Genomic DNA, 18,047 nt, shown 5'->3' on the forward strand with positions numbered 1-18,047 from the left:
CAAATTCTTTTTTCTCTCTTCCCGACTCGCTGTGTGACTTTCGTCTCACTCCGTGTCGGTGGATGCGCAGTATAGGGGGTTGAGAAATTAGCACAAGCGTTTTTTGCAAAAAAACTTTCAACCGAACAAATAACAAGCATTCTGCATAGATACTCAACGATCTTGTCTAATATTTCGGGTTGCAGAGGATCTTTTCATGATGAAACACCTGACTTCTGCATTAAAAGATCGCCGATTTCTTTGTGATTTCGGTTGCTGATCTTATCTCTCTTGGTTCTTTTTTCTCTTTCTACCTATATAAAAGATGAAAAAAAGAGCAGAACGATGACGAACTGCTCTTTTGGTCTTTGCTTTTTATTTGGGGTACTTCAGGTGAAGTCTTGGAAAAGTGTTTCTTCTGTATATAGAAGAAAAGATCAGAGCATCCTTGCCCTTCTCTTTACGACAGATTAGTTAGGGGTATATCTAAATGTCGTTATTGTTCGATGACGCATTGAGCTCGTAAGAGTGGAGCATGCTTGCATTCCCAATGGCGTCATCTTCGAGAGGAACTTAGTTCTTCAATACTTTTACGGTGTAGCTACCATCTTTTTGTTGGTATAGGCCGTGGATGTCGGTTTCGAAACCTGGGTAATGCGCACCGATCTCACAAAGCATCTCTAGGAAGTCCAGCACAAGGCGAGACTCTTGAGTCACCATTTCACCAGGAAGTACTAGTGGCACACCTGGAGGGTAAGGAAGGATCATGTTCGCACTTACGCGACCAACCATTTCTTCCAGTTTGATTTCTTCTACGTTACCGCGAAGCTCTTCTTGCCATGCTGCGTGTGGTGTTACTTTCATTTCTGGAAGAACATCGAACGCTTTGTACATTAGCTCTGGTAGGTTGTATTTCTTAGTTAGGTCATGAATTGCTTGTGCTAGTTCTTGAACGCGCATGCCTTCATAAAAGCTTGGATCTTCGTTGTATAGCGAAGGTAGGAAGCTCTTGATGGTTAGGTTCAAGTCGTAGCCACGTTTAAATTCAGTTAGACCGCGTAGCAATTGCATTGCTTTTGATTTGTCGATACCGATTGAGAATAGGAACAACAAGTTGTATGGACCTGTTTTCTCTACCACGATGCCGCGCTCGTCTAGGAATTTAGCCACCAGCGAAGCAGGAATACCTGATTCTTCTAGTTCGCCTTCTTTATTCATCCCTGGAGTCAGTAGCGTTACTTTGATTGGGTCAAGATACATGTGGTTATCATCCATGTTCTTGAAGCCGTGCCATGTGTCGCTAGGGTCTAGTTTCCAACATTCTGTGGTATCGATGTTTTCTGGTTGCCATACATCGAAGAACCAGCTGTCGCTTTCTGCTTCTAGACGTTTGATCTCTTTACGGAAGCGGATTGCGCGATCGATAGAGTCTTGCATCAACTTCTTACCAGTGTTGCCGCGCATCATTGCCGCTGCAGTTTCAGTAGAAGCAACAATGCCGTACTGAGGTGAAGTTGAAGTGTGCATCATGAATGCTTCGTTGAAAGATTCTTTATCAAAGTCGCCTTTCACGTGAATCATTGAAGCTTGTGAGAACGCTGCCAACAGTTTGTGTGTTGATTGTGTTTCGTAGAACACTTTGCCTGGCATCGCTTCACCACTCATACCACATTTACCTTCGTAAATTGGGTTGAAGTTAGTGTAAGGCACCCAAGCACTGTCGAAGTGGATGTGTTTACAATCTAGCGACTCTTTGATGAATTGTGTGTTGTACAACAGACCATCGTAAGTTGAGTTAGTCACTACTGCGTAAGTTGGTGCTGTTGCACCTGGTGTTTTTGCAACTTTCTCTGCAATGACATCACGGCTGAATTCGCTTTGTGGAATACCACCAAGGATGCCGTATGCGTTACGAGTTGGGCGGAAGTAGATTGGTGTCACGTCGCTCATCATCATTAGGTGAGTCAGAGATTTGTGACAGTTACGGTCAATCAGCACTGTGCTGCCCGCAGGCGCTGAGTACATGCCAACAATTTTGTTCGATGTAGACGTACCGTTCGTTACGATGTAAGAGCTGTCCGCATTGAATGTACGTGCGATGTATTCTTCTGCATCTTTATGTGGACCTGAGTGATCTAGTAGAGAACCTAACTCAGGCATTGAGATTGATACGTCCGCTTTAAATGTATTTGGACCATAAAAATCGTAGAAGATGCTACCAGCAGGGCTTTTCTGGAATGCAGTACCACCCATGTGACCTGGAGTACAGAAGGTGTATTTACCTTCTTCTACGTATTTGAATAGCGCTTTAGTGAATGGAGGCATGATGGCATCTTTGTATGCCTCTGTCGCTTGGTTGATTTTGATAGCGATGTCGTCAGCCATACCTAAAGCATACTCGAAGAAGCTCACGTTTAGACGTAGGTCTGTTAGTGAAATATCGAGAGTAGACTGTTCGTTAGCAAATGCGTGAACAGGCAGTTTTTCGTTGATTTGGCTAATACGTTCACATAGCTCTAGTGAGTATTTATCCCAGTCGAACAGCACACCGCAAATGCGTGGGTTCATCTCAATCATTTTGATCAAGTCTTTATCATCTATTGGGTAAACCACTTCGTAGCCCGCTTTCTCAAGAGCAGCGTGAAGTTGACGAACTGGCTCTTCTTTAAAGAACACACCCATGTGGTTCAAGATAGCGAATATATTCATTTGGACATCTCCAAGGCGAATGAGGGCGCTCTTTGCCATTTACAGGCAATGAGTAAGGTGAGCGCCGCGTGAATTTGGGTTTTATAGGCTGGCACCTTAGTGCCAGCGTTTTGGGGATTAGTTGCTTGCTTGGGCAGGCATGTCGTCAGCGTGCATTTTCACGTACTGAGCAAGACCTGCTTTTTTGCTGTAGAACATCAAGATAACTAGAGACACGATGAAGGTTGCTGTTAGCGTACCGCCCTCTGCACCTGCTAGTGCGATGAAGCAGAACAGACAAGCCACACCAGAGAACAGCATTACGAAGCCGTTGCGTGTTGTCATACCTTCGAAGCGAATCAAGTTAATGCTTGAGTAGAAGTAAGGCAGCATTGTTAGTAGAACCGCGTCAGTTGTTAGCTGGTTGAATAGGTCTGATGCGTGTGCTGTTTTAGAGCTGAAGAACATCAGTACAACCATCAGCGCAGTCATCTTGATTGACGCAAGGATTAGACCTTTCTTAGGCACACCGTTTTTGTCAGTTTCGCCGTAGATTTTAGGGAAGTTGCCGTCGTTTGCTGCGCGTTTACCTGCTTCACCTACTAGCATCATCCAAGAACCTAGCGAAGTGAAACATGCTAGCGCTGTGAATGCTGATACGAATGGTGCTGTCCAGCTACCGAATAGCTCAGTGGTTGCTAGTGCAAATGGCGCACCTGATGCCGCAACTTCTGACGCTGGGAACATACCGCTGATCATTTGAGTTGATAGGATGTAAATCACACCTGCGATACCAGTACCCAACATAGTTGCTAGAGGTACAGTACGTTTAGGGTTTTCTACCATACCAGTCGATACCGCTGCTGATTCCACACCTACGAATGACCATAGACAGATAAGAACCGCTGTTACTACCGCGTGGCTGTCAGTGCCTGCTGATACGTTCCAGTTTTGGCTGTAAAGCGCAGTATCGAAGTGCGTCCAACCAAATGCAGCTGTACCAACAACTGGGATAAGGATAAGAACTAGACCAAGCGTACATAGACGGCTTACCCAGCTACCACCAAGTAGGTTGACGAAAGTGAAGATCCATACCGATGCAATCGTCGCAATACCTGCTGGGATTGGGTTATTAAGCACAGGGAAGAATACTGAAAGGTAAGAAACACCTGTAATGGCAATAGCCAGGTTACCAATCCAGTTCGCGTGGTAATAAAGAACGCCCGTTTGGAAACCAAATACCGGAGACACTTCGCCAGCATAAGCGATTGGACCACCTTCTTGTGGGTTTTTGGTTGCCAGACGAGCGTAAACAAACGCCAGACTCAGTGCACCGACCAAACAGATCAGCCAACTGAAGATTGAAACAGAGCCTACAGAGGCAAGACTAGAAGGTAATAGTGCGATACCACTACCCATCATGTTACCGGCTACGACACCCGTACAGGCAATAAGGCCGATTTTTTTCGCATTCGATGACATAACATCTCCAAATCTATTCTACTCGAGTCAACATGACTCAAACTGAATGGTTATTAGCGAGATGCTATGAGGAAGAACCTGCTCGACCTCGCTAAATTTCGAAGTGAAGACTACGCCCAAAAATCGGGAAAAAAATAAACTTGGTGTTATCAATAAAATGATTAGTTCATCAACATCAAGTTGAGATAAACATGATAAACACAAAAATATAAAACTATATTATTCATGCGGTTATAAGAAAAACATCAAACCTTCTACCGATAGATAAACTCTCATCAACTCGTTGGTCATCGCGATAAAAGTTATCAACCTCTATCAACTTCCCCATCCCGAAGGGTTAATTCCCTGAAGTGTTGATTCCATAAATCTCTCCCTGATCGCGCTTTTTGACCCACATCAATATTCATCTCGCCTGCAAGAAAGCATCAAAATCATTCTCGCCACATAACTCAGCCAGACACTTCATACAATCAATAGAGATAGAGAAGCGGGTATGTATTCCCGTTGCAAGCTTGCGTTGTTAGCTCCTTCGTAAGTCATTGCCCCACCGCCTCACCCTTTTCACTTTTCGACAGCGACAAAAAAGCCCCTCACCGAAATGAGGGGCTAGCATTAGACTGACGTTGAGTCCGAGAGAATTAAAGCATTCGAACGACAGAAGGGTGAACGGCGCGATACATGGCGTAATCAATCGCCTTCATGTTACTTGGGAAGACCAAGTTTTCGCACAGCAGGTACGTCTCAACCGACGTATCAATATAGAAAGCTTCACTGTAAGACTCACTGGCTAAATCCAGATCACCATCCAATTCGGCGTGCTTACCGCGAATCACATAGGAAAGCACTGAATCACGTAACCTCAATGCCTGTCCGAGATGCCGCTTGGCTAACGCCATGTCACCAATGATGGTTTCGTGCAGTGCTAAAGCTTCATAAATTCGCGGTTGAATTGGCCCCACCATCATTTTCACATTAGTCTCTAGTGCTTCACTGAGCTGCTGCATTCGCCCTTTCTTCAACTCCTGTGAGAAATCAAGTGCCTTTTGTACATGGTAAGCAATCAACAACTCAGCTTGAACGTAAGCATTATCCGGCTCGATTTCTAAAATGTTTTCCATCAAGTCGATACCTTGGCGGAATTGTTTAGTATCAGAGACATTAAGGTAATGGTTAGCCTGAACAAACAACTCCAACGCGTCGGGATTCATTGGCATTCCCGCCACCAGCATCGTAGATTTCAATTTGGCATCCGATACTTTCAGCACTTGCATCAAATCCAACGACGCTTGTTGAAGCACTGTCTTTAAATGACTACTGGTTAACGCGTATTGACGACTAAACAACACTTTCTCAGATGAGTTATTGCGATATTCCACCTCTAAAAAGCTGCCACCGTCATTCTCACGAACTCTCACCACAACCGATTTACCAGGCACAATGCCAGAAGTAAACGACGCCTTCTTTAGCATGACTCGGTAATCACTGACTTGAGCAATGTCGGACATCAACTTTTGGGCGAATCCGTCTGCCAAATCGTAGCTTAATCCTTCATTCGTAAAATTATCTTGAAACTTGAACTCAATCAGATGGGTATCGATGGCTTGGGTAATACGCACTTCCGATTGCTTGTAGGTAAACACGCCCATCACTACGACCAACATACTGATCCAGATGAAGTTCATAATTCCCAATCGCCAAGGGCTGATTTTGTTTTTGCTCTGAGGTGCTTTTTTCTCTTTTGACATCTCGCAGACTGCGCGAGTTAGAGGACCGGCAGGAAAGGTAACGGCTGGTGCTATAGGTAGACAATCCTCTTCCGATTCTTCAACAGAAGGTGGGATCTCTTCATTTTGCCGACTTGTGACAAACTCTTCATGCGTCATAGTAACCACGTTCGCTACCAGCTTATAGCCACGCTTGGGCACCGTGATAACGTAGTTGGTATTTTCCTCTCGACCGTCACGTAGTAGCTTACGCAACTCAAAGATGGATTGAGTCACCACTTGATCGGTCACAATCGCTCCAGCCCAAACGTACTGAATCAATTCCTCGCGGTTGAACACCTCATTCGCATGCTCCGCTAAGAAGTGCAAAAGATTAATTAAGCGTGGCTCAACAGTAACTTCCCTATCTTGTCGATACAGCTTATTTTCATCAACGCTCAAAACCCAGTCATTGATTTGAAAATAGACTCCAACCATGTATGAAAACTCTCGTATCTACAGACAGCGTTACGCTAGGAATCAGACAATGGTCGATTCCTACAAGTAACTAAAGGCAAGATTATAGGTGGGAAAGCAGCGTGTACCTAGAAAAGCAAGTCGCCAAAAATGCAAACTTAAGTTAAGTGATGCAAGAATGAGACTACTCAAGTGCGGCAAGGATAGAGCAATGTGTGGCGTCATCGTCTGTATGACCACAACAAGCATCATTAATCTTCTTTAACGCTCGGCGAATTTTCGTCAGCTCGTTAATTTTCCCATCAATCAGCTCTAACTTGGCAGAAGTAATGGCTTTTACCTCTGCACAGCTGTGTTCTGTCGCTTCTAACTTAATTTCTAACAGGTCTTTAATTTCATCCAGACTCAAGCCAAGATCTTTACCTTTGAGGATAAAGTGCACCTGCTTTTGATTCTCTTCATCATACAAGCGATAGCCTGACTCACTTCGTCCTGCGGGTTTTATTAGCGCGTTTTTCTCGTAGAAACGCAATGTATCGGCAGTCACACCACAACGTTTTGCCAGTTCACCTATCTGAAACATAACTTTCCCTATTAACTATCTCGTTACTTTTAAAGCTAAAGAACGACTTTTTTGCAATTATTTTTGAGATGCCAAACGATTGCGCGAGCTTTTTTGTAATAAATTGGTTAGAATACGCGCCATCAAATGTGGAGACTGTTTTCTAACCAGAAAACAGCCTGCAAAGGTCTTTACCAAAACTGGCCAATATTTTACCCCAAGAGGTAAAAACAAGTTCATTTTTGGCAAACATCTTTAACTCCGTGAATTTGAGGAAAATGGAAGCATGAATAACGCTCGTCCTATTCGCCGTGCGCTTATCAGCGTATCAGACAAAACAGGTATTGTTGAGTTTGCGCAAGCTCTTGCTGAGCGCGGTGTCGATATCCTATCTACTGGTGGTACAGCTCGCCTACTTGCCGAACAAGGCATCGCCGTAACCGAAGTCTCTGACTACACTGGTTTCCCAGAAATGATGGACGGCCGCGTTAAAACGCTTCACCCAAAAGTTCACGGTGGTGTGCTTGGTCGTCGTGGCCAAGATGATGACGTGATGGAAAAGCACGGCATCAACCCTATCGATATGGTTGTCGTAAACCTATACCCATTCGCAGAAACCGTTGCCAAAGAAGGCTGTACACTAGCCGACGCTGTTGAAAACATCGATATCGGCGGCCCAACAATGGTTCGTTCTGCAGCGAAAAACCACAAAGACGTGACTATCGTTGTTAATGCAGGTGATTACGGCCGCGTAATTACAGAGATGGACGCAAACGACAAATCTCTCACTCTCGAAACTCGTTTCGACCTAGCTATCGCAGCATTCGAGCACACAGCATCTTACGACGGCATGATCGCAAACTACTTCGGCACTATGGTTCCATCTTACGGTGAGAACAAAGACGGTGATGAAGAGAGCAAATTCCCTCGTACGTTCAACCAACAGTTCGAGAAGAAGCAAGACATGCGCTACGGTGAGAACAGCCACCAAGCAGCCGCATTCTACGTTGAAGCAAACCCACAAGAAGCATCCGTTTCTACTGCTCGCCAAATCCAAGGTAAAGCCCTTTCTTACAACAACATCGCAGACACGGACGCAGCGCTTGAATGTGTGAAAGAGTTCAACGAGCCAGCATGTGTAATCGTAAAACACGCAAACCCATGCGGTGTTGCTCTAGGTAAAGACATCCTAGAAGCGTACAACCGTGCTTACCAAACTGACCCAACATCTGCATTCGGTGGCATCATTGCATTCAACCAAGAGCTAGATGCTGAAACAGCAACCGCTATTGTTGAACGTCAATTCGTTGAGGTCATCATCGCTCCTTCCGTTTCTGCTGAAGCGATTGAAGTGGTTGCAGCGAAGAAGAACGTGCGTCTACTTGAATGTGGCGAATGGACAACGAAGACAACTGGCTTTGACGTGAAACGCGTGAATGGCGGTCTACTGGTTCAAGACCGTGACCAAGGCATGGTAAGCCTAGACGATCTAAAAGTGGTTTCTAAGCGCCAGCCAACAGAAGAAGAGCTGAAAGATGCACTGTTCTGCTGGAAAGTAGCGAAATACGTGAAATCTAACGCGATCGTTTACTCGAAAGGCGATATGACTATCGGTGTAGGCGCTGGCCAAATGAGCCGCGTTTACTCTGCGAAGATTGCAGGCATTAAAGCTGCAGACGAAGGTCTACAGGTTGAAGGTTGTGTAATGGCTTCAGATGCATTCTTCCCATTCCGTGACGGTATCGACGCGGCTGCAGAAGCGGGCATCAAGTGTGTGATCCAACCAGGTGGTTCTATGCGTGATGACGAAGTTATCGCAGCGGCAGACGAACACGGCATGGCGATGATCTTTACCGGTATGCGTCACTTCCGCCACTAATCCTCTCGTCTTCACTGGGACGATAACTGCGTTGACGGCGTTCACTTATCCTAATCACATAGCATACTATGCTCATAGGAATAAGTTCACTTGTCGCCTTGTCCTCGTCCCACTGAATTAGAGAGGCCATACTCAGGTCTTTGCGAAATATCTGAGTTTGAGCAAACGGTATTTATAAGATTAAGGATTTTCATATGCGAGTTTTAATCATTGGTTCAGGCGGTCGTGAACATGCGCTAGGTTGGAAAGCGGCACAAAACCCAAATGTTGAGACTATCTTCGTTGCACCAGGCAACGCAGGTACAGCACTAGAGCCAAAACTAGAGAACGTAAACATCGATGTAGAAGACATCGCTGGCCTTGTTGCTTTCGCCAAAGAGAAGGCGATTGAACTGACTATCGTTGGCCCAGAAGCACCATTGGTTATTGGTGTGGTTGATGCGTTCCGCGAAGCGGGCTTACCAATCTTTGGTCCTACCCAAGCCGCAGCGCAACTTGAAGGCTCTAAAGCGTTTACTAAAGACTTCCTTGCTCGTCACCAAATCCCAACGGGTGCCTACGCGAACTTCACTGAAATCGAGCCTGCACTGGCTTACGTGCGTGAGCAAGGTGCGCCGATTGTGGTGAAAGCCGACGGCCTTGCGGCTGGTAAAGGCGTGATTGTGGCAATGACGCTAGAAGAAGCCGAAGACGCAATCAAAGACATGCTAGCTGGTAACGCATTTGGTGATGCTGGTAGCCGTGTAGTTATCGAAGAGTTCCTAGATGGTGAAGAAGCAAGCTTCATCGTGATGGTCGATGGCGAGAACGTTCTGCCAATGGCCACCAGCCAAGATCACAAACGCGTAGGTGACAAAGATACAGGTCCTAACACTGGTGGCATGGGAGCATACTCTCCAGCTCCAGTGGTAACACAGGAAATCCACAACCGCATCATGGAAGAAGTGATTTACCCAACAGTACGTGGCATGGCCTCTGAAGGTAACCCTTACACTGGTTTCCTATACGCGGGTCTGATGATCGACAAAGACGGCACTCCGAAAGTAATCGAGTACAACTGCCGCTTCGGTGATCCTGAGACACAACCTATCATGATGCGCATGGAATCGGATCTTGTTGATCTGTGCCTAGCGGCAATCGACGAGAAACTGGATCAAGCGGAATCGAAGTGGGATCCACGAGCATCGATTGGTATCGTGTTAGCAGCCGGTGGTTACCCAGCTGCATACAACAAAGGCGACGTAATTTCGGGTCTGCCACAAGTTGAAATTGAAGGCGAAAAAGTCTTCCATGCAGGTACAGATAACAAAGATGGCGACATCGTGACAAACGGTGGTCGCGTTCTTTGTGCAACGGCACTTGGCAACAGCGTATCAAAAGCGCAGCAGCGTGCTTACGAGCTTGCAAAACAGATCCGTTGGGATGGCATGTTCCATCGCAACGATATCGGCTACCGTGCAATTGCACGTGAGCAAGACAAATAAAAACAACATAAGTTGGCTAAAAAACAAAAGGCGCACTCAGCGCCTTTTTTTATTGTTCTTGTTCGACAGAATTCGAAGCAATGTTTATTCAGAGATCAACTTTGGCCGAGAAACACAATCAAAGTCATCGTCATTGAGCATCAACAGTTCATCGACCATTGCTTTGTTTCGTGACTGCTTGCCGACAAAAGCCACATAACTGTCTACCGATGAGAGACGCTCGATAATAAATTTTGGCAGCGTCTGATTAAACTCGAGTGTCGAGAACACCTTACCTTTGCAGGTTTCAAACGATTGACCATTCCAATAACCTTGAATAAGGCTCTGATTGTTACGAGACTGCGCCTTAACCGATGCCACTACGTCATTCGCTTCTGCTTTGTAGCGCTCTAATTGGTCATGCTGGAGTGGTAAGACTTTACGGTTAACACGATATTGTTGGTAAACCGCTTCGCCATCTTTATTGAAACGGATGTGGATTTGAAAAGGCACCAACTCTTGTTTGGTATCAACTTGCTCGCCTTTTCGAATCAACTCTCGCAACTCACCTTCATCCCAGCGATAATCACTCTTGAACCAACCATTGTCCCCCATAGTCACATAATCAGCCGCCGTACTCACACGAGTGAGTTTCTCTGTCATCCAGTACAAGCTGCTAGCATCTCCCGCAACTTTACCACCAGAAAAATGCGTGAATTGTTCTAAATTAGGAGTTTCAACCGATGAACAGCCAAAAAGGGTAAGGCTAGATAGGAGAAGTGAAGTGAGTAGATGTTTTTTCATGAAATTGCACCGAGGCAGGATACCTCGGTGCATTCTAACTTAGTTTACTGATTCTTTCAGCGCTTTACCTGCTACGAATGCTGGTACGTTAGCTGCTGCGATTTGAATCTCGTCACCAGTCTTAGGGTTACGACCAGTACGTGCAGCGCGGTGGTTTACTTTGAATGTACCAAAACCAATTAGTTGAACTTGGTCACCCTCTTTAAGTGCGCCAGTTACGCCATCAAGAGTCGCTTCAAGAGCAGCTTTTGCTTGTGCTTTTGATAGGTCTGCTTTCTCTGCGATAAAGTCGATTAATTGGGTCTTGTTCATTAGGTTTCCCTTCTCATAGGTTATCGAATTCGTCTCACTCTAAAACATAAATGCCCCATCTGGCAAAGGTTTGTAAGCGATCTTTCGATTTTCTGACGTACTTTTAGCCATAATATGAGTAATAACTCACAATTTGTTACCACATACCCCCTGAAAACCCTTGCTTTCCAAGGTATTTGGACCAATTTATAAGTCACTTTTGCGGTTATAATAGCTGCAAATAACCACTATCAAACTACATTCAAGGGCAACTATGCTGCTGTTATCCATTTATATCTCTATTGCAATCGGCATTTCGTTTATCTGTTCGGTGCTGGAGGCGGTACTGCTGAGTATCAGTCCGAGCTACATTGCGCAGCTCAATCAACAGGGGCATCCCGCAGCTGGGCAATTGGCTAAGCTGAAATCAGATATCGACCGACCACTGGCATCTATTCTGACTTTAAACACCATCGCTCACACTATCGGCGCGGCCACTGCTGGTGCACAAGCTGCAGTTGTATTTGGTAGCGAAGCATTAGGTATCTTTTCGGCAGTGCTGACATTGGCGATCTTAGTGCTTTCAGAAATCGTACCGAAGACGATTGGCGCGACCTACTGGCGTCAGTTGGCACCCACTGCCGCGGTCGCATTGCGTTGGATGGTATGGGCGCTTACACCCTTTGTTTGGTTCTCAGAGCAAATCACCAAGCGTCTTGCTCGTAACCACGAAGCTCCAAAGATGCGTGATGAGCTGTCTGCAATGGCGATTCTGGCACGTGAAAGCGGTGAATTTGCCGAGGGTGAATCAAAAATCTTAAGCAACTTGCTTGGCATCCAAGATGTACCCGTAACGCAGGTTATGACGCCACGACCAGTAGTATTCCGTGTCGATGCCACAATGACCATCAATGAGTTCCTAGAAAAACACAAAGATACGCCTTTCTCACGCCCATTGGTTTACAGCGAACAGAAAGATAACATCATTGGTTTTGTGCATCGCCTTGAGTTGTTCAAACTACAACAATCAGGTTGTGGACAAAAACAGTTGGGAGCAATCATGCGCCCAATTCAAGTGGTGCTAAACAATACTACTTTACCTAAAGTATTCGACCAGATGATGACTCATCGCTTACAGCTGGCACTTGTTGTTGATGAATACGGTACCGTGCTAGGTTTGGTAACGTTGGAAGATATTTTTGAACACCTCGTAGGCGAGGAGATCATCGACGAAGCAGATAAAAGCACTGACATGCAGGAGCTGGCTTACCAACGCTGGGAAAGCTGGAAAGAAATGCACGGCGTAATCGAAAGCCGCGATGACGATGAAGAAGATAATGAGCCGGAGAAGCAGGATAAAGAGCCAGAAGCTCAAGAGCCACCGAAATCCGACTCGAAAGAATCGTAATCAGCATTAGGTATAACAGCTTAAACGCACAAACAAAAAAGGCATCCAGTTAGGATGCCTTTTTCTATTTATTCAACGATTAAAGTGCAATACCGATGTTGCTCACACCTTCTTCACGTAGCTCTTCACGCAAATCTTTAATCAAGCTGATGTCACGTTCTACCGCTTCACGCAGCGGACGGAAGATAGCCCACTGGACGTCCCACTCTTCACATACGGCTTCGTTTTCTTTCTGGTTGTCGTTAGTGATTGGCTCTGCGCCTTGTGCTTGCTCTAGATCAGCAACGGTTTGTACCGACTGTTGACTCACTTTAAGCATTGAATCGAAAAGGTAGTCGCGGTCCAATAGACCATGCAGTAACGTAGACAAACCCTGACACGCGTCCATCGCTGGGTAAACGCCGTAAAAATCGAACTCATCCGCACTTGGGAACAACTCTTCTAACTTCTCCAATTGACGTTCGAAGTTAATTTTCGCGTTCTTAACTGTCAAAATTTCCCATACACTATCAAGAATCGCTCGGTAAGCACGCGGGTCAGCAAATTCTGTATTCTCACAAAACATCGCATAGTTTGGATACATGCGTTCACACAGACACGCCATAAAGGTAATTTGTTGCCAAGGTTCTAGTTTTTCTAAACGAACCTGAAGAGGATTCTTAAGCATAGTCACTCAATCATTGAAGAAAAAAACAGCGAAAGTGTACTTGATTCATCACAGGGAAAAAAGTTAATGCCGCATTCAAATCAGATTTTCCTGCTCTCAGAGCATCGCGACACCTACAAAACGTTACTGGCAGAGAAAAATCTGCCCGATCTTTGTCTCACCGACCAACCAGAAGCCGCTCAGATCGTACTAGCGGATCCACCCTTACTATCACAAAGCTTAGACGAGTTTTCACAGCTTGAATGGGTACAATCCACGTTTGCTGGTGTCAACGCCTTAACATCCCCTAGCCTTCGTCAGGACTATACTCTAACTAACGTTCGAGGCATCTTTGGTCCACTGATTGCTGAATATGTTTTGGGTTACAGTATTGCCCATTACCGCCACTTTGCCCGATACCACCAGCAGCAACAAAACAAACAATGGCAGCCTCACCTGTACACGTCATTAAAAAGTAAAACCATGGTAATTCTTGGTACCGGTAGTATTGGGGGCTATCTGGGCAACGCCGCTAAAGCAATGGGGATAAAAACTATCGGTATTAACCGCACAGGTATCCCTACTCCAGGCGGCGAGTTTCATCAGACCTTTCATATCAATGAACTAAGTAAGGCATTTGAGCAAGCCGACATCGTTGTGAATACTCTACCAAGTACACCTGAGACGCGACAGTTACTTAATCGTCAAACGCTCAGCCAACTAAATCAGGCGTTATTGTTTAACGTAGGTCGTGGCGACGTATTGGATGAGGCAGGGTTGCTCTTCGCTCTGAAAAACCGTTGGGTAGAACACGCCTTCTTAGATGTGTTTGAGCAAGAACCGTTGTCGGTAGAGCATCCATTTTGGAAACTACCGCAAGTCACCATCACTCCACACATTGCTGCGCTGAGTTTTCCCGAGCAAGTCATCGAGATTTTTGCTGACAACTATCTACGCTGGCGCGATGGGTTTTCATTAAATTATCAAGTGGATTTCGAAAAGGGTTACTAAGAATGTCGTTAGACGAGCTATTGCAGCAAGTGAGGGCCTGCCAGATCTGCGCGGATAACTTACCTTTGGGTGCAAACCCTGTCGTGCAAGCAGCAAAAGGGGCACGCATCCTAATCATCGGTCAGGCCCCTGGCACACGTGTACACAAAACCTCGATACCTTGGAATGACCCAAGTGGTGATCGATTACGCCAATGGCTCGATATCGACAAAGACGTTTTCTACGACCCAAATAAAATTGCCATTGTCCCAATGGGATTCTGTTATCCAGGCAAAGGGAACTCTGGTGATTTACCGCCTCGTAAAGAATGTGCGCCCACTTGGCATAAAAAGATTCTTGAGCAACTGCCCAATATAGAGCTCACTCTACTAATTGGTCAGTACTCGCAGCAGTACTATCTCACCAACAAACCAAAGACGCTCACGCAAACTGTTCAGCAATGGCAAGATTGGGAACCGGACTTTATCCCGCTCCCTCACCCATCCCCACGCAATACATTGTGGTTAAAGAAGAATCCTTGGTTTGAATCTGACGTCGTGCCATACCTTAAAAAACGCGTTCACTCGATGCTTTAGGTTACCCATGTTCTAATTGCTTGTTTATCTGTACAAGAAAATTAGAACATAAAACCAGAAATCATAAGTATTTGTTTATATTAAACTTTAATGTCTAGTGTACAGCTAGAGTAGTAATTAGATCATGATAGGCCAAATACTACTAGAGCTGTACAGCCTTGAGTCTCAGATAGAAAAACTGAATTTTAGGCAAAAAAATACCGGCACTGAATGCCGGCATTTGATTTCAAAAAAATCTAACTTACTTGTGGTATGGCTTAGATAACTCGTGTACCGCATCCACAAATACGCCCGCGTTTTCTGGCGGTACATCCAAGTGGATACCGTGACCTAGGTTGAACACATGACCAGTACCTGCATCACCAAAACCTTCTAGAATACCCGCGACTTCTTCACGGATACGCTCTGGTGAAGCGTAAAGCATTGATGGGTCCATGTTACCTTGCAGAGCCACTTTATCACCGATACGTGCTTTCGCGTCAGCAATGTTGATTGTCCAGTCTAGACCAACCGCATCACAGCCCGTAGCTGCGATTTGCTCAAGCCACATGCCGCCATTCTTAGTAAACAGTGTGACTGGCACGCGACGACCGTCGTTTTCACGAATCAGACCATCTACAATCTTGTGCATGTATTGCAGTGAGAACAGATTGTAATCACGAGGCGTTAGTACGCCACCCCATGTGTCAAATACCATTACCGATTGCGCACCCGCTTTAATTTGCGCGTTTAAGTACTCGATAACGCTGTCTGCCAGCTTATCTAGAAGTAGGTGCAGAGTTTGTGGTTCCGCGTACATCATCTTCTTGATCTTGGTAAACGCTTTAGAGCTACCACCTTCGATCATGTACGTCGCAAGAGTCCAAGGACTACCAGAAAAACCAATCAGCGGCACTTCACCCTTCAGGTCTTTACGGATCTGGCGTACTGCGTTCATTACGTATTGCAGTTCACCTTCAGGATCTGGCAAACCAATTTTTTCCACGTCGGCTTTGCATGTAATTGGGTTATCAAAAACAGGTCCTTCACCCGCAGCAAAACGCAAACCAAGCCCCATTGCATCTGGAATCGTTAAGATGTCCGAGAATAAGATCGCGGCATCAAGAGGAAAACGGCGTAATGGTTGAAGTGTCACTTCGGATGCTAACTCTGCATTTCGACACAAAGACATGAAATCACCCGCTTCTGCACGAGTCGCTTTGTATTCTGGTAGGTAACGACCTGCCTGGCGCATCATCCATACTGGCGTGTAATCTACCGGCTCTTTTAAAAGCGCACGCAGATAACGATCATTTTTTAATTCAGTCATTCCGTAATTCCAACTGTTAGGCTTTCTGTGAAAGGGGGTATTCTATCACTGATTTAAGTCCAATAGCTGTGTGCTTTGCAACCTGGATCAAGTTATTAACTTTTAAATCAATGCTTAATTTGCACCCAATCGGTATCAGTGTTAAAAATTTGTTCGCTAGCGAAAACTACAATTATAAACTGAGTACTTAGTACTCAGCATCTCATAACGACATCTTACTTACCCCCTCCCTCTCGGAGGGTTTTTTTTATCTATTTATCAGACAATTAGAGTCTATATCTTTCAGCGTTTGTTCGATAAGTGCTCTTGCAATCGTTCCTTTAGGCGCAACAGGCGGCATCTCGTCGATACCAAACCATTGTGCATCAGACAGCTCAGTGTAGTCTGGGCTTAACTCTCCGGATTCATAGTCAGCTAAAAACCCCATCATCATACTGGATGGGAAAGCCCAAGGCTGGCTGCCAAAGTAACGAATATTTTTAACGAGAATTCCCGTTTCTTCATGAATTTCTCGAGCCACGCACTCTTCTAATGTCTCACCGACTTCTAGAAAACCCGCAATAACCGTATACATACCATTTCGATGCCTTGGATGTTGGGCTAATAAGATCTGATTTTCTTTACGTACAGCAACGATAATACACGGAAATATTCTAGGATAATGAAGGGTGCGACATTCACCACACTGCATGGCTAACTGGTTATTATTAAGAAAGTTTCTTCCTCCGCACTGTGGACAAAAGCGCAAACTTTGCGTCATGTGCCCATATTGCACAGCTTTACTTAACAACATAAATAATGGCTCAGGAAAATGCAGGCAGTCACGCAGGGATACTAAAGGTAGATCATGCTCTAAATCGGCCAAGTTAAGCCACATGACGGGCGAACCAGAATACTCACCAATGGGTCTTGCACTCGTTACTGGCAGTGATAACTGCTCTGCAGACCCGAAGGGCACAGCACCATCCACCAGCCAAATTTCACTTCCTGCAACAACACACCAGTATGCATTTATCGCGCGGTTAACATCACCTTTTCTTAACATTACACCATCCCTTTGCTTGAAGTTCGTTCATTTTACTGGCAATCTAATTTCATACTAGAGTTTATCGTTAAGTAAATGTGCACTCTAAATTCTAGTAAGGACAAGAGTTTGTAATAACTTTACTAACTTTGCTTTGCAAAGGATACGTTCGCCGATGGGCGATCAGATCATGAGGGCATGGTCATGCTAAGAAAATTCAAACAAACACAAGACCAGTGGGGTGGCTCAAGTGATGTCATTGATCACTGGTTAGAGACACGACAATCCCTGATTGTTGAATATTGTAAGCTTGCAGCGCTGCAACCTTGTTCGAAAACCAATGTTATTGAACTCCCATCTCCTTCCGAACTGCAGGATTTCTGTCAGCACCTCGTTGATTACATCTCCGAAGGCCACTTTAAAATTTATGACATGGTTATGGACCGTTGGAAAGCAACCGGCTTTGTCGTGACTAATGAGATCAATCAAACCTATGGTCAAATTGTTCTAACGACTGAACCATTATTGAACTTTAACGATAAGTACTCAGAAGTGACTGAAGATGATGAATTAAATGATTTCGATTCTGATATGTGTCTCATTGGGGAAATTCTTGAGACTCGCTTTGAAGTCGAGGACTATCTGATACAGCAAATCGCAGAAAGCCTGTCTATGCCACCTGGAGCTTAGTATTTGCAAACATTCAGAAATAGAGTGAGAGAAAAGACTGACGATCATCGTCGGTC

At 45.2% G+C, this 18,047-nt stretch carries 15 protein-coding genes; 6 read left to right on the forward strand and 9 right to left on the reverse strand.

Annotation, left to right across the window (positions count from 1 at the left end):
• Positions 1 to 552: 552 nt before the first annotated feature.
• The 4 genes from R8N46_RS23485 to zntR form a co-directional block, all read right to left on the reverse strand.
• A complete protein-coding gene (locus tag R8N46_RS23485) occupies positions 553 to 2,688 on the reverse strand; it encodes a lysine decarboxylase CadA (RefSeq protein ID WP_250654335.1) in 2,136 nt (711 codons plus the stop codon).
• A 117-nt stretch (positions 2,689 to 2,805) separates the two neighbouring features.
• Positions 2,806 to 4,149 (reverse strand): cadaverine/lysine antiporter, encoded by a 1,344-nt coding sequence (gene cadB, locus R8N46_RS23490; protein ID WP_005434864.1) that lies wholly within the window; start codon positions 4,147 to 4,149, stop codon positions 2,806 to 2,808.
• Between the two features lie 638 nt (positions 4,150 to 4,787).
• Entirely contained in the window at positions 4,788 to 6,350 is a 1,563-nt protein-coding gene (gene cadC / locus R8N46_RS23495) for a lysine decarboxylation/transport transcriptional activator CadC (RefSeq protein ID WP_005382530.1), read from the reverse strand.
• A gap of 163 nt (positions 6,351 to 6,513) precedes the next feature.
• Positions 6,514 to 6,912: a Zn(2+)-responsive transcriptional regulator gene (zntR, locus tag R8N46_RS23500; RefSeq protein WP_005382529.1), complete on the reverse strand. Its 399-nt coding sequence runs from the start codon at positions 6,910 to 6,912 to the stop codon at positions 6,514 to 6,516.
• A gap of 265 nt (positions 6,913 to 7,177) precedes the next feature.
• Between zntR and purH the strand changes: the two genes are divergently transcribed.
• A complete protein-coding gene (purH, locus tag R8N46_RS23505; protein WP_115386355.1) occupies positions 7,178 to 8,770 on the forward strand; it encodes a bifunctional phosphoribosylaminoimidazolecarboxamide formyltransferase/IMP cyclohydrolase in 1,593 nt (530 codons plus the stop codon).
• A gap of 194 nt (positions 8,771 to 8,964) precedes the next feature.
• Positions 8,965 to 10,254 (forward strand): phosphoribosylamine--glycine ligase, encoded by a 1,290-nt coding sequence (gene purD / locus R8N46_RS23510; RefSeq protein ID WP_115386356.1) that lies wholly within the window; start codon positions 8,965 to 8,967, stop codon positions 10,252 to 10,254.
• A gap of 84 nt (positions 10,255 to 10,338) precedes the next feature.
• Here the strand turns inward: purD and R8N46_RS23515 are convergent, their stop codons facing one another.
• Together R8N46_RS23515 and hupA are read right to left on the reverse strand one after the other, a co-directional pair.
• A complete protein-coding gene (locus R8N46_RS23515; RefSeq protein ID WP_053307544.1) occupies positions 10,339 to 11,037 on the reverse strand; it encodes a DUF1481 domain-containing protein in 699 nt (232 codons plus the stop codon).
• Between the two features lie 39 nt (positions 11,038 to 11,076).
• Positions 11,077 to 11,349, reverse strand: coding sequence for a nucleoid-associated protein HU-alpha (gene hupA / locus R8N46_RS23520; protein WP_005382524.1), 273 nt, complete (start codon positions 11,347 to 11,349; stop codon positions 11,077 to 11,079).
• Between the two features lie 253 nt (positions 11,350 to 11,602).
• On the opposite strand from hupA, the gene R8N46_RS23525 reads away from it, so the two are divergent.
• Positions 11,603 to 12,736 (forward strand): hemolysin family protein, encoded by a 1,134-nt coding sequence (locus R8N46_RS23525; RefSeq protein WP_017821795.1) that lies wholly within the window; start codon positions 11,603 to 11,605, stop codon positions 12,734 to 12,736.
• A 79-nt stretch (positions 12,737 to 12,815) separates the two neighbouring features.
• Here R8N46_RS23525 and R8N46_RS23530 read toward each other — a convergent pair whose 3' ends face one another.
• Complete coding sequence (locus R8N46_RS23530; protein WP_005382520.1) at positions 12,816 to 13,403, reverse strand: YjaG family protein; 588 nt, start codon at positions 13,401 to 13,403, stop codon at positions 12,816 to 12,818.
• Positions 13,404 to 13,469: 66 nt separating this feature from the next.
• Here R8N46_RS23530 and R8N46_RS23535 point away from each other — a divergent pair, with 66 nt between their 5' ends.
• Together R8N46_RS23535 and R8N46_RS23540 are read left to right on the forward strand one after the other, a co-directional pair.
• Entirely contained in the window at positions 13,470 to 14,393 is a 924-nt protein-coding gene (locus R8N46_RS23535; RefSeq protein ID WP_005382519.1) for a D-2-hydroxyacid dehydrogenase, read from the forward strand.
• A 2-nt stretch (positions 14,394 to 14,395) separates the two neighbouring features.
• On the forward strand, positions 14,396 to 14,968 hold the full coding sequence (locus tag R8N46_RS23540; RefSeq protein ID WP_005382518.1) for a uracil-DNA glycosylase family protein: 573 nt from the start codon (positions 14,396 to 14,398) through the stop codon (positions 14,966 to 14,968).
• Positions 14,969 to 15,209: 241 nt separating this feature from the next.
• On the opposite strand, the gene hemE is transcribed toward R8N46_RS23540, so the two are convergent.
• Positions 15,210 to 16,277, reverse strand: coding sequence for a uroporphyrinogen decarboxylase (gene hemE, locus R8N46_RS23545; protein ID WP_005382517.1), 1,068 nt, complete (start codon positions 16,275 to 16,277; stop codon positions 15,210 to 15,212).
• 247 nt (positions 16,278 to 16,524) lie between these two features.
• Complete coding sequence (nudC, locus tag R8N46_RS23550; protein ID WP_005382516.1) at positions 16,525 to 17,322, reverse strand: NAD(+) diphosphatase; 798 nt, start codon at positions 17,320 to 17,322, stop codon at positions 16,525 to 16,527.
• A 177-nt stretch (positions 17,323 to 17,499) separates the two neighbouring features.
• On the opposite strand from nudC, the gene R8N46_RS23555 reads away from it, so the two are divergent.
• Positions 17,500 to 17,991, forward strand: a complete 492-nt coding sequence (locus tag R8N46_RS23555) for an Rsd/AlgQ family anti-sigma factor (protein ID WP_005382515.1) — start codon at positions 17,500 to 17,502, stop codon at positions 17,989 to 17,991.
• The last annotated feature ends 56 nt before the right edge of the window (positions 17,992 to 18,047 follow it).

Source organism: Vibrio sp. 1874, assembly GCF_033344395.1.
GTDB lineage: Bacteria > Pseudomonadota > Gammaproteobacteria > Enterobacterales > Vibrionaceae > Vibrio > Vibrio alginolyticus.

Excerpts from the sequence above, each read along its gene's own strand:
- R8N46_RS23485 (WP_250654335.1), bottom strand. The coding sequence starts at position 2,688 with ATGAATATATTCGCTATCTTGAACCACATGGGTGTGTTCTTTAAAGAA.
- cadB (WP_005434864.1), bottom strand. The coding sequence starts at position 4,149 with ATGTCATCGAATGCGAAAAAAATCGGCCTTATTGCCTGTACGGGTGTC.
- cadC (WP_005382530.1), bottom strand. The coding sequence starts at position 6,350 with ATGGTTGGAGTCTATTTTCAAATCAATGACTGGGTTTTGAGCGTTGAT.
- zntR (WP_005382529.1), bottom strand. The coding sequence starts at position 6,912 with ATGTTTCAGATAGGTGAACTGGCAAAACGTTGTGGTGTGACTGCCGAT.
- purH (WP_115386355.1), top strand. The coding sequence starts at position 7,178 with ATGAATAACGCTCGTCCTATTCGCCGTGCGCTTATCAGCGTATCAGAC.
- purD (WP_115386356.1), top strand. The coding sequence starts at position 8,965 with ATGCGAGTTTTAATCATTGGTTCAGGCGGTCGTGAACATGCGCTAGGT.
- R8N46_RS23515 (WP_053307544.1), bottom strand. The coding sequence starts at position 11,037 with ATGAAAAAACATCTACTCACTTCACTTCTCCTATCTAGCCTTACCCTT.
- hupA (WP_005382524.1), bottom strand. The coding sequence starts at position 11,349 with ATGAACAAGACCCAATTAATCGACTTTATCGCAGAGAAAGCAGACCTA.
- R8N46_RS23525 (WP_017821795.1), top strand. The coding sequence starts at position 11,603 with ATGCTGCTGTTATCCATTTATATCTCTATTGCAATCGGCATTTCGTTT.
- R8N46_RS23530 (WP_005382520.1), bottom strand. The coding sequence starts at position 13,403 with ATGCTTAAGAATCCTCTTCAGGTTCGTTTAGAAAAACTAGAACCTTGG.
- R8N46_RS23535 (WP_005382519.1), top strand. The coding sequence starts at position 13,470 with ATGCCGCATTCAAATCAGATTTTCCTGCTCTCAGAGCATCGCGACACC.
- R8N46_RS23540 (WP_005382518.1), top strand. The coding sequence starts at position 14,396 with ATGTCGTTAGACGAGCTATTGCAGCAAGTGAGGGCCTGCCAGATCTGC.
- hemE (WP_005382517.1), bottom strand. The coding sequence starts at position 16,277 with ATGACTGAATTAAAAAATGATCGTTATCTGCGTGCGCTTTTAAAAGAG.
- nudC (WP_005382516.1), bottom strand. The coding sequence starts at position 17,322 with ATGTTAAGAAAAGGTGATGTTAACCGCGCGATAAATGCATACTGGTGT.
- R8N46_RS23555 (WP_005382515.1), top strand. The coding sequence starts at position 17,500 with ATGGTCATGCTAAGAAAATTCAAACAAACACAAGACCAGTGGGGTGGC.